Origin of the sequence: Niallia oryzisoli, from assembly GCF_043641075.1 — a bacterium.
Lineage (GTDB): Bacteria > Bacillota > Bacilli > Bacillales > Cytobacillaceae > Bacillus_BD > Bacillus_BD oryzisoli_A.
Genome location: NZ_JBHZRC010000011.1, coordinates 42683 through 53277 on the forward strand (window position 1 = coordinate 42683; position 10595 = coordinate 53277).

Annotated in this window: 12 protein-coding genes; 6 read left to right on the forward strand and 6 right to left on the reverse strand. The window is 35.9% G+C overall.

Features of this window, described 5'->3' with window-relative positions:
* The first annotated feature begins 172 nt into the window (after positions 1-172).
* The 6 genes from rlmH to ACHUFV_RS22315 all read left to right on the forward strand — a co-directional run bounded on the left by rlmH (position 173) and on the right by ACHUFV_RS22315 (position 4610).
* A complete protein-coding gene (gene rlmH / locus ACHUFV_RS22290) occupies positions 173-652 on the forward strand; it encodes a 23S rRNA (pseudouridine(1915)-N(3))-methyltransferase RlmH (protein ID WP_394237988.1) in 480 nt (159 codons plus the stop codon).
* Positions 653-849: 197 nt separating this feature from the next.
* On the forward strand, positions 850-2214 hold the full coding sequence (locus ACHUFV_RS22295; RefSeq protein ID WP_394237990.1) for a tetratricopeptide repeat protein: 1365 nt from the start codon (positions 850-852) through the stop codon (positions 2212-2214).
* 67 nt (positions 2215-2281) lie between these two features.
* On the forward strand, positions 2282-2764 hold the full coding sequence (locus tag ACHUFV_RS22300; protein ID WP_394237992.1) for a hypothetical protein: 483 nt from the start codon (positions 2282-2284) through the stop codon (positions 2762-2764).
* A 309-nt stretch (positions 2765-3073) separates the two neighbouring features.
* A complete protein-coding gene (locus ACHUFV_RS22305) occupies positions 3074-3550 on the forward strand; it encodes a TRM11 family SAM-dependent methyltransferase (RefSeq protein ID WP_394238145.1) in 477 nt (158 codons plus the stop codon).
* Positions 3551-3834: 284 nt separating this feature from the next.
* Positions 3835-4023, forward strand: a complete 189-nt coding sequence (locus ACHUFV_RS22310; RefSeq protein WP_394237994.1) for a hypothetical protein — start codon at positions 3835-3837, stop codon at positions 4021-4023.
* Positions 4024-4130: 107 nt separating this feature from the next.
* The gene (locus ACHUFV_RS22315; RefSeq protein ID WP_394237996.1) at positions 4131-4610 is read left to right on the forward strand and encodes a DinB family protein; all 480 of its coding nucleotides are present in this window, start codon (positions 4131-4133) and stop codon (positions 4608-4610) included.
* 115 nt (positions 4611-4725) lie between these two features.
* Here the strand turns inward: ACHUFV_RS22315 and ACHUFV_RS22320 are convergent, their stop codons facing one another.
* The 6 genes from ACHUFV_RS22320 to ACHUFV_RS22345 all read right to left on the reverse strand — a co-directional run bounded on the left by ACHUFV_RS22320 (position 4726) and on the right by ACHUFV_RS22345 (position 10148).
* Positions 4726-5877: a pyridoxal-phosphate-dependent aminotransferase family protein gene (locus ACHUFV_RS22320; RefSeq protein WP_394237998.1), complete on the reverse strand. Its 1152-nt coding sequence runs from the start codon at positions 5875-5877 to the stop codon at positions 4726-4728.
* Between the two features lie 266 nt (positions 5878-6143).
* Complete coding sequence (locus ACHUFV_RS22325) at positions 6144-7370, reverse strand: NAD(P)/FAD-dependent oxidoreductase (RefSeq protein WP_394238000.1); 1227 nt, start codon at positions 7368-7370, stop codon at positions 6144-6146.
* A 122-nt stretch (positions 7371-7492) separates the two neighbouring features.
* The gene (locus ACHUFV_RS22330) at positions 7493-7948 is read right to left on the reverse strand and encodes a staygreen family protein (protein WP_394238002.1); all 456 of its coding nucleotides are present in this window, start codon (positions 7946-7948) and stop codon (positions 7493-7495) included.
* 177 nt (positions 7949-8125) lie between these two features.
* Complete coding sequence (locus tag ACHUFV_RS22335) at positions 8126-8314, reverse strand: hypothetical protein (protein ID WP_394238004.1); 189 nt, start codon at positions 8312-8314, stop codon at positions 8126-8128.
* 157 nt (positions 8315-8471) lie between these two features.
* On the reverse strand, positions 8472-9035 hold the full coding sequence (gene ahpC, locus ACHUFV_RS22340; RefSeq protein WP_394238006.1) for an alkyl hydroperoxide reductase subunit C: 564 nt from the start codon (positions 9033-9035) through the stop codon (positions 8472-8474).
* A gap of 474 nt (positions 9036-9509) precedes the next feature.
* On the reverse strand, positions 9510-10148 hold the full coding sequence (locus tag ACHUFV_RS22345; RefSeq protein WP_394238007.1) for a hypothetical protein: 639 nt from the start codon (positions 10146-10148) through the stop codon (positions 9510-9512).
* Positions 10149-10595: the final 447 nt, after the last annotated feature.

Consider the following 10595-nt stretch of genomic DNA (forward strand, 5'->3'; position numbering starts at 1 on the left):
GAGGTAGAAAGATAGAAAATTGTCTAAAATAGTTATCAACAGGGTGTGAATATTGTCGAAATGCACCGATATATCTTGTGGGGAACGAATGGTCCCATACAAGATGTGGATAGAAATTGTGGATATGTGGATAACTGTTGTGGATATCTTGTTTATAAGGTGAGGGTAAGATGTGAATATCTCAATTATTACAGTTGGAAAATTAAAAGAAAAATACTTAAAAATAGGAATAGAGGAATATTTAAAGCGATTGTCAAGCTATGCAAAAGTGGAAGTAATTGAAATACCAGATGAAAAGGCACCCGAAGAGTTGAGTGCTGCTGAGATGGAGCAGGTAAAGAATAAAGAAGGAGAAAAGCTTCTGGCTAAATTATCTCAAGAAACATATGTAATTGCACTAGCAATTGATGGGAAAATGAAATCCTCAGAAGAACTCGCTGATTCTCTTGATAAACTAGCTACTTACGGAAAAAGCAAAATTGCCTTTGTGATTGGTGGATCACTAGGATTAAGCGATGATGTATTAAAGCGTGCAGATGAAAAACTCTCCTTTTCTAAAATGACCTTCCCACACCAGCTTATGAGGCTCATTTTATTGGAGCAGGTATACCGAGCGTTTCGGATTAATCGGAATGAACCGTACCATAAATAGGTGCGGTTTTTTCTGCCCCCTATTAGTCGGGTGTATCGTAACATAAGTATAAGAGGGAATTAATAATTGTATAATCCAATTTCAAGCAATACATACTGTATATTTATAGTCAGAGTGCTTCAAACTAATGAAAGTTTATTGATTTAAAATATATACGTATAAATTACTCAAATACTAGTCATTCTAAGGGGCAGATTATGTTAGATGAGATTCATTTCATTCGAGTGGTGTCATTAGTAATAATTATTTTGATTTTGGTTGCTTCCTTTTTTTATAAGCGTATGGGTCCTGCTATTGGGGAGTGGAAATCAAAAAGGGAAGATCGCTTGTTACAAAAATTGTTAGAGCAAAAGGCATACAATCAAATTTCTACTTACTATCGAAAAAAAGCTTCACGCTCGAAAGCTGCATATAGAAGAGATAATGAGTTGGGTTTAGCAAAATTGTACGACCATCAACCAGTTGCGGCCATTCAATATTTTAGAACTGCTCTTCAAAGGGCTATAGGGGAACATATGGATGTCATAAATAATAATCTAGCAATCGCTTATCTTCAAAATGGTGATTATCGTGAAGCAATTGCCGTTTTAGAAGATCAGCGCGAAAAAGGATATGTCTCAATAAATCCATATATCCTGGGACTAATCATTCAGGGTCGTTTTGAAGAAGCAAAGGCCTTTTTTCATGAGCATATAGATATTGAGGATATTGAAGACAAAGACATTCAAAAATTGTTAAATGTCAATATTAAACGACCTGAAACTTTAACTCATGTAAAAGAACTTTATGAAAAAGAGCAATTATGGCTGTATCATCCTGTTTTAAAGTATCTCATTGAAAAATGGGAACTTGAAATTTTTTATGTAAGGACTGATCGCTATGAAAAACTTATGGAAGAAGGTCGCGTTCTCCTTTCTTACTTCGATAACCAAGTAGAATTATTTACGAATCCAACTCTTCGTTTTTTTCGATCCATTTTAGCCTTAATCCTACCAAGGATAGGAAATTACCATGATTGCGCCAGTCTATATGGATTAATTAATGGACTAGATTCATTTAGTCGTCAACTACCACTGTCAAATCAAATTTCTGAAAAATACGAGCAATTCTTTAAGAAAGTCTATTATATTTTTTATAATACAAGAAGTGTTGATTCTTATGATGAAAAAAGTGAAGAACTACTAATACACGAACAATGTCCAGCTGATGCAAAGCCCATAGTTACAAATGATTTTAATTCACAGATCTATATAAGCCAAACAATAGATTATGCAATTCGTTATGAGAGAATTAATGACCCTCACCGCTTACCGATAGCGTATGTTGATTTAATTGAAAAACCCGAAGCCTTAAAGATTAAAGAGTCCGTTACACCAATACTTGACCTTATATCACAAATTGAACCTAAAACAAAGGATATTCTTATCTCATTGGTTGATCAAGCTATCAGTGAATTTGGCTCTATATCATCAAATGATATTAACGAAATTCTATTAATGATTCCTATAGAGTATCATGACAAGTTTAAAACGTTTATCTTGAATGTGGAGGATGGAGAATAATAACTGATTAAGCTTTTGTTGAAGAGATTTAGTAATGATATAATGAGCAAAAAACTTGGAGGCAAACATGTTATCATTTGAAGAAAAACTAAAAGTCATAGAATCCTTCCCTCAATTGGAACGAAAAGATGTTTCATTAAGACGTGTCAATTTTCATTATGTTGAAAGCGGAAGTGAAAAAAAGAATGTAGTGTATCACTTACATCCAAATGGAAATGGATTTGTATATGCGGACGAACTAAAAGAGTATGATACAGACAATAAAGGTATGGTGAATATTCGAGATTTCTCAGAGGCAGAACTAAGAGAAATTATTGGAAAATCAATACAATCATTAGTACCCAATACAATAGAAGAAAAGACTATTGCTGAAGAATCGGTGGAAGAAGAGGAATGGATTAATTCTGAAAATAATGCGCTTCTACTTCTTCAAGAAGAAGGCTTTTGGAACATATATGCCGGCGTAAATCTAGAAAATAGTTTTGCTAGCTATGAGGAAGCTTGTGAATACCTAAAAGAAGAAGGATTTAACAAAGTAGAAACATGGTAGAAGCTGGGACACAAGTATTTAAGTTGACAAAACCCCGAACTATAACGGTTCGGGTATTTATTTGGTGTATTAAATAGAATTGTTGATGTTAAATACTCCCTTTGAAAACTAGTGGAATGGAGCGACTCGACTCCTGGCGGGTTAGAACAAATTCTGAGACCCCGCAGCGAAGCGAGGAGGCTTAGATTGCTCCCCGTGGAAAGCGAGTGTCTGCAGCACAATGGAACGAACTTGTTTTTCCAACCAAACTGATCAATAACAAACAAAGTATACTATTTTTTACTTAATAGGAAGAACCATTTAGACATTATCTACTCAACTGCATTAACTACACGAGTGGCCAGAGCACTTGTGAATATTGCAGTTCCAGAATTAACAGGCGTTAAAGTGATTGATCCAAGCTGTGGCATCGGGACAGTATTGGTAGAGGCCTTATCTATGGGAGTTAATATCACAGGTAGTGATTACAATCCTTTAGTAATGAAAGGCATTCGTAATAATCTCACGCATTTTGGACTATCTGGACCTGTATTTTTAAGGGATATCAGAGACATAACAGAAATGTATGATGTTGCAATTATAGACATGCCTTATAACCTTTGCTCAGTCGTTTCAGATAAGGAAAAATTTGAAATGCTCCGATGCGCACGTCGCCTCGTTAAAAAAATGGTCGTCGTGACGACTGAAGATATAGATGGAATACTTAATGAAGTGGGTTTTGAAATAGCAGATCGATGTGAAGCTACAAAGGGGAAATTTATACGCCAGATAATTGTTTGTTATTAATGCATGGGGGTGGAAGGGTGGACCAATTTATTGTATTGATCCTTTTCTATGGAAAAGAACATTTTAACAGTAAAGCACCAATTCTTTGAATAAAATATAGGAGCAAATCCTGTTAATGGATAAAAATCTTCTCATTTAGATATATTACGGAGAACCGTACCGTAAATAGGTGCGGTTTAAATGAATACGCTCTACAAAATTTTAAAAGAGCATCCGTTACCAGAATTGAATTTAACTATTTAAAAATCGTATTAATAAAAATAATATATTAGGGATGTGACAAGATGAAATATAGTAAAACAATCATGATAAAGTTAATAAACGAGCACCGTGAATTGCATGATGAGCTAAAGAAGATAAAAGTCGAAATGGGCTTAGAGAAAAATTTGGCCATTAAAGCGCTGTACCATTCAGCTGTAGCGAATAATGGTCCATATATGAAAGACTATCAAGCTTTAGATCGCTTGCACTAATAGAAATACCCTGTTTACTTGAGTTGAGGAGCAGGGCGTGAACTGTACTATAAGTAAATGAGTTTTTTTGTAATGGAATCATTATAACGTTAAAGGGATGAAGTATTATGACGGACGATATGGTGCTAAGACAAGTGGAAGTGGTTCGAGCCATTACCCTTCAAAGGGTGGAATCTATTACAGAAGATATGGCTGATATTATGCCTAAGGGATTTAACAATACGATTCGTTGGAACATTGGTCATATTTTAATTGTTCAGGATCAGCTTGCTTCAAACTTTGTGGGATTGCCGCAACAGCTTTCTCCTGAATTTGTCGCCCTATTTGGCAATCGGACGAGACCAAGCGAATGGCAAGTAGAACCTCCAACGTTGCAAACCTTAACCTATGAATTAAAAAGGCAAACTGCTTACATCAAAGAATCTCTTGGTAACCGCCTGCAGGAAAAGGCAATAAAACCCTTTGTACGGCTTGGTTTTAAGATGGAAACAATCGGAGAAATTCTAGCGTTTAGTTTACATCATGAAGGAATGCATACGGGAATTATTTATGCGATTCAACGGGCAATTGAAGGTTCTAACAATTGAAGAAACAGTGTTAAAGACTTAAATATATAGTAGGTTTAAAAAAACTTTAATCATTAATTAAACCCACTCCTTAAATAGAGTGGGTTCTTTGACATTCATTTCGACGAACTATTTTTTAATATTCTGCCCTATAAGCATCTAGGAATAGTTGTCCAAGGTTACCTTTTCCTTTATAACCTAAATCACGCAGGCCATTATCGATCACTGTTAATACAGATAGCACCTTTTCAATGAAGGCATTTTCGCCCATATGACCAATACGCAAGATAACATCCTCATATTGGGCCAAAGAAGTAGCGATGAAAAGATTGTATGCTTCTTGGATGTGTTGTTGTAAGCGTAATGCGCCTATTTCTTCAGGAATAATGATGGCCGTTACTGTATTGGAGTATCCTGATTCTATGAATAATGTTAGTCCATATTCTTCAATAGATTTTCTTACAGCGCTCGCAATTCTCGCATGTCGCTCATAAACTGCCGATTGGCCTTCTTTTAAAATATTGTCCAAGGCAACATCTAAAGCTTCAATATTGCCAGCAGGCATTGTATAAGGCAAGGTGCCTTTTTCAATATATCCCTTGAAAATTTGTAGGTTTGCATAATATGAAGCAATAGGTGTTATACGGTTATCCATCGCTTTTTTAGCGTCCTCACTAATAGAAACGATAGCTAAGCCAACAGGTGCTGAGATCGCCTTTTGAGTACCTCCACAGCAAATATCAATTTGATGTTGGTCAACATCGATTGGTTCACCAACCATACCGGCAACTGAATCGACTACTGTTAGAATGCCATATTCTTTTAATAAGGGAGAGAGTTGACTAACATCATTTAAGATGGACGTTGGTGTATCACAATGAACGAATGTTGCATATTTGAAGTCATGATCCTTTTCTAAATAGTTCCGTACTTCATCAGCAGGTATGTCTTTATGATAGTCAAAACTTAAGACAACAGGTTCTCCTCCATACATTCTGACAAAATCCTGGAAACCTTCACCGTATATCCCGTTATCAAGTACAAGGACACGGTCACCCTTTTCAGTTAAGCTCGCACAGGCAGCTTCTAAAGCTAGAATCCCTTCTCCGGCAAGTAATAGTACCTCACTTGTCGTACCCATGACCCGGCCCATTTTTTGGCATACCTCATGATAATAGTGGATGAATTCTTTATCAAAATCCGTGTTATTTGTTTTTTTAGCTAACGCAAGAAGTACATTCTCACGCACGTCTGTTGGTCCTGGTGCATAGCTTTGTTTAAATCTCATATGAATCGTTCCTTTTCAATCGGTGTATTTTATGGCAAATGATTTTTATTATTTCTATTTGAGAATAGTATAGTGATGAAAAAATGAATTGGATTTATTTTCTTATTATATATTATTTGTTATATTCAGACGAGATTATATAAAGGAAGATTGAAAAAATATAAAGGAAATAGGTGATCAAATGAAAGAGTCCTATACAGGAAGGACATGTTGGCTGGGAGACTATATAAAACAAGAAAAATGGGGGCAAAATCGTCCTCATTTCTTCATTCCCTTTTTAGCAAAGGGCGATCCTGCAAGTATAGAGCCAAATCTGGGCAGTTCCCTTCAACAATCTCCTTTACAATAAGCCTCGATAATAATTGGCTGTAAACCGTCCCATTATCACCAAAGGCAAATAGAAAATAGCTAGTAGGATATTCATCATATTTGCCAATGATGGGAATGCCGTCTAATGTACCTCCATAAAATGCAGAAGAGTAATACTCTGGCTCCACCTTAATCGATGGAAACATTTTATTAAATTCGTTAATTAATTTATTTTTTTTGTGAATCAGTTTGCTATCACGATCTTCCGGGTATGTAGTATTATCATCAAGTCCCCCTATGATAATCCGGTTATCTCTAGTTGTACGCATAAATAAATAGGGACGTGCGGTTTCCCAAATGAGTGTCCTGTTATACCAATCTGTAAGATCTTCAACTGGATTGGTTGTTACAGTATATGTACTGACAAAGGAAGCCTTTTTCTCTTTTCTAATTTCCATTCCTTCATAACCTGCTGCAAAAATAACATAGCGTGCTTGTATAGAGCATCCGTTTTTTGTCGAGACAATCATCTTTCCTATTTCCTTATCATAATGATGACCGTTCATTTCCGTATTTTCATAGATACGGGTTCCTTTTCCAGCAGCATAATCCAGTAGTGCATGGGTGAATCTGAAGGGATTGATTTCTGCGTCATTGTAGGAATAAATGGCGGCATCCCTGCTAAAAGGGTATTTTGCTTCAATGTCATCCTTTGTTAAAAAGGTAAGCTCACAGTTATGCTGCTTTAAAAATTCATATTCCTTTTTTAGACTTTCAACGTCTTCTGCACAGCTAGCGGAATATAAGGTATCTCTTCTGTTAAATTCACAATCAATTGTGACGTTCATGGAGGCTGCCTCCATTTCGTTAATGGCTTCCTTTAATAAGTGTAAATGCCTTTTCATGTAATCTGTTCCAAAGGTGTTAATCATATCGATAAACATTTTTTCACCGGAGTATTGAATAAGGGCCGTATTAGTGCTAGTACTACCGCTGCCAATATTTGATTTTTCAATAACGGCCACATCTAAATTAGCATCAGCAAGATAATAGGCACACTGGGCCCCGGAGCTTCCACCACCGATGATTAACACATCACATGATAGGTCTTCCTCCAATGCTGGGTATGAAGGAGCATCAGGAAGAGTATTAGGCCAATAATATGTTCCAGATTGTAAATTCATTTATATCCCCCAGTTATAAAAATTATAATGTTAATATACCCAGCCACATTTTTATACATGCAGAAAATTGTACTTAGAATAGTCATGTAGGGCCTCTCCGTATGCGAATGAATGGAAGTGTATTATACAGGTATAATACGGTGGAAGGACCCCCAATTTTCCTGCCTTGCAAACTGTGGATAAGCGGACATAAAGTTTATTATGATAGGAGCTTGAGCTAAATGAGGAAATGCGCTGAAAAGAAACCTATCGCCGTATTTTATAGCTGTTAAGGCAAGCGGTAACTCACGTCTAAATATTTCATTTCGTTTTGCTGCTATAGTTGGTTGAAATTGCCCGTTGTCTATATAGATAAACACGCAATAATGGATGGAAATCCCGTCAGTGTTCCATTCCCCTAATACCTCGTCTCTCATTGGATTAGTTTTCTTCCATGCATAATGATTTCCAATTGTTAAAAATAGATCTCCGGTTACATCAGAGTGTGTTAGCGTGTAACGCCTTGGTATAATAGGCTCTGTTGTAGTAACACCATCCATATATACCACAGATAGTTTTTCTGGATTGAAGTGGACCAAGCAATCAACTCCATTCATTTTTTTTCCCTATGCTGATTGGTATTTATGTATTTGTAAATTTATGTATTCATACCGCATAAATCTTCATTTGTCTGTGCCCATTATTAAAGGCAGCCTTGTTTAATGCTAGAGCTGCCTTTCATTTCCGTGTTAACTTCGAATGTCACGTGCTGTTTTTTATTTCATTGTCTGTTTTGTTGAATGTGTTAAAACGGTGGGTGAAGGGGGGAGCTTCTCTGTGTTCGGCTCAGGCTTTAAGCCTTTTTTTTGAATTCCATTATTTTGATAATTTATCATAATCCTGACCATCACTAATCCATAAATAATAATACCGACCAATACCGGGTAGAAGATTAAATCAATCATCTTGTCACCGTCCCTTATAGACTTTTTCCTGTAGCATATGCTTTTGAAATGGACGTGCTTAGGAAAAATTGATAAATGTGCTTTAATCATGGGACGACTAAAAGACGCTTGGATATCCAAGCGTCTTTTAGTGTATATAATCTTTTTTATACTATTCTTAGATTTTTCCAACAAGGTCAAGGCTTGGCTTAAGTGTTTCGGAGCCTTCCTGCCATTTAGCAGGGCAAACTTCACCAGGATTGTTGCGAACATACTGTGCTGCCTTAATTTTGTTAACAAGTGTACTAGCATCACGGCCAATACCATCAGCATTAATTTCAAGTGCTTGGATGACGCCATCTGGATCAATGATAAATGTACCGCGGTCGGCCATTCCCTCTTCTTCGATTAGAACATCAAAGATGCGAGAGATTTGGTGTGATGGATCACCAATCATAGTGTAAGTGATTTTTCCAATTGCATCTGATGTATCGTGCCATGCTTTATGAGTAAAATGGCTATCAGTTGAAACGGAATAAACCTCTACTCCTAATTCCTTTAATGTTGGATATTGTGCTTGAAGGTCTTCAAGCTCTGTAGGGCATACGAAAGTAAAATCAGCTGGATAAAAACAAACAATACTCCATTGACCTTTTAAATTTTCTTCTGTAACATCTATGAACTCACCATTACGATAAGCCTTTGCATTGAATGATTGTACTTCTTTACCAATTAGAGACATAATTTATTTCCTCCTGTATATATGTGGTTTATTTGTTGTTTAGTGTTTTGATTAGAATAATTCTAATACAATAATTATTATTATATAAAACGGAGGAAATGTCAATGGTTAATTAAAATTATTATAAATAAGTAATTATTATTATAGTTTTAATGCAGTGAAATGTCTTATTTGAAGATTGATATGGAGCTATTAGTTAAGGGGAAGGACTGACTACTACTAAATTCGGTGATTTCTCCATGAAAAACAATAGGGGCTATTGCGAGGAGCAACAAGTATAGTTAGCCTGATTACGCCTTTTCTACTATTAGGTTAAGACGGCAGGTGTGATGAATCAGGCGGGTTAAAAGGAGTGCTCGCGTTTTTTGCTTATAAAGCTAAACGTACATTGATATCTACACTTCTATGTTTTTTTCAGGAGGACAGATTTATAGTAGGAGGGTATTTTATTTTAAGTGGCTGGTCTATTAATACTTAATAGACCAGCCTTTCAATCGTGAGAATGTCCTCTTTAGCCGACTTAGATTTAGGATTTAGTATTAACTTTAGCCAAGTTTTAGAAATGGTTCGGCTTCTTTCTTTTTTACTATCAACAATAAACGTAATCGGCATATTTTTTAGCGCAGTGCTCTGAATGAGAAGATTTGCATTCTCGAGTAAATAAGGAATATTTACTTGCTGATTTTGATCAAATAGTTTAATGACTTCAATATGAGGATCAAAGGATAAAGGGTTACAATCTTTTATTCGCATATCTACGATTGTTCCGCTCGTAATTTGAGATTCTTTTAGGTAGCTTTGATCTATTACATGGACTGGCAGACTCTTTTCTACTACTTTTAGCGACAATCGGCCATTTCTTTTATAAATTGTTAAGCTTAGACGTTTCACATAGTTACAGGCATGGATTCCCCATTCTGTTAATAGGGCAAGTAATAGACTTGCAACTGGCGCAAGGATTACTGGCTTCAATACAAAATCAACCGGGTTAAAGCTTACATTCCAAACGTAAACATTTAAATAGTTAAGTGCGGCGAAAGGTATCAACATACTAGAAATAAGAAAAAGGACAACTGTTTCTAATTGTAAACTTCTGCTAGAATTGTTAACCATTTCTATCAACTCCCGTTTCATTTTTTTTCATTGTAACATAGAGGCAATGCAATTATGAGAAAAACCATCATTCAAATTCCCTCATTCATAGATAAGAATCTGCATTTAATCCTCGTAAAAGGAATACATTTTGTCTAAGTATGAACAGGAGTAGCGAATAAGTACAATTCAAGGGGATAGATTGATATGAATGTTTAAAAAATGTAGATAGATAGGGTTTTGTCAGTCGTAAGCGGGAATTTAGAGGTTTTATAGTAAGAGAGTTCGAGAAATGTCTAACTGGGGGTGGAACTAAAGGACAAAAGGCAAGGGGAGAGTTTGAAAAAAGTCCTTCATAAAGGTAATGAAGGACAAAAGGCAAGGGGAGAGTTTGAAAAAAGTCCTTCATAAAGGTAATGAAGGACAAAAGGCAAGAAGAGAGATTGAAAAATGTCCTTCACAAAGGTA

Coding starts and splice junctions, on each gene's coding strand:
- ACHUFV_RS22325 (WP_394238000.1), bottom strand. CDS start 7,370: ATGAATTTACAATCTGGAACATATTATTGGCCTAATACTCTTCCTGAT.
- ACHUFV_RS22345 (WP_394238007.1), bottom strand. CDS start 10,148: ATGGTTAACAATTCTAGCAGAAGTTTACAATTAGAAACAGTTGTCCTT.
- ACHUFV_RS22300 (WP_394237992.1), top strand. CDS start 2,282: ATGTTATCATTTGAAGAAAAACTAAAAGTCATAGAATCCTTCCCTCAA.
- ahpC (WP_394238006.1), bottom strand. CDS start 9,035: ATGTCTCTAATTGGTAAAGAAGTACAATCATTCAATGCAAAGGCTTAT.
- ACHUFV_RS22335 (WP_394238004.1), bottom strand. CDS start 8,314: ATGATTGATTTAATCTTCTACCCGGTATTGGTCGGTATTATTATTTAT.
- ACHUFV_RS22315 (WP_394237996.1), top strand. CDS start 4,131: ATGACGGACGATATGGTGCTAAGACAAGTGGAAGTGGTTCGAGCCATT.
- ACHUFV_RS22310 (WP_394237994.1), top strand. CDS start 3,835: ATGAAATATAGTAAAACAATCATGATAAAGTTAATAAACGAGCACCGT.
- ACHUFV_RS22295 (WP_394237990.1), top strand. CDS start 850: ATGTTAGATGAGATTCATTTCATTCGAGTGGTGTCATTAGTAATAATT.
- ACHUFV_RS22320 (WP_394237998.1), bottom strand. CDS start 5,877: ATGAGATTTAAACAAAGCTATGCACCAGGACCAACAGACGTGCGTGAG.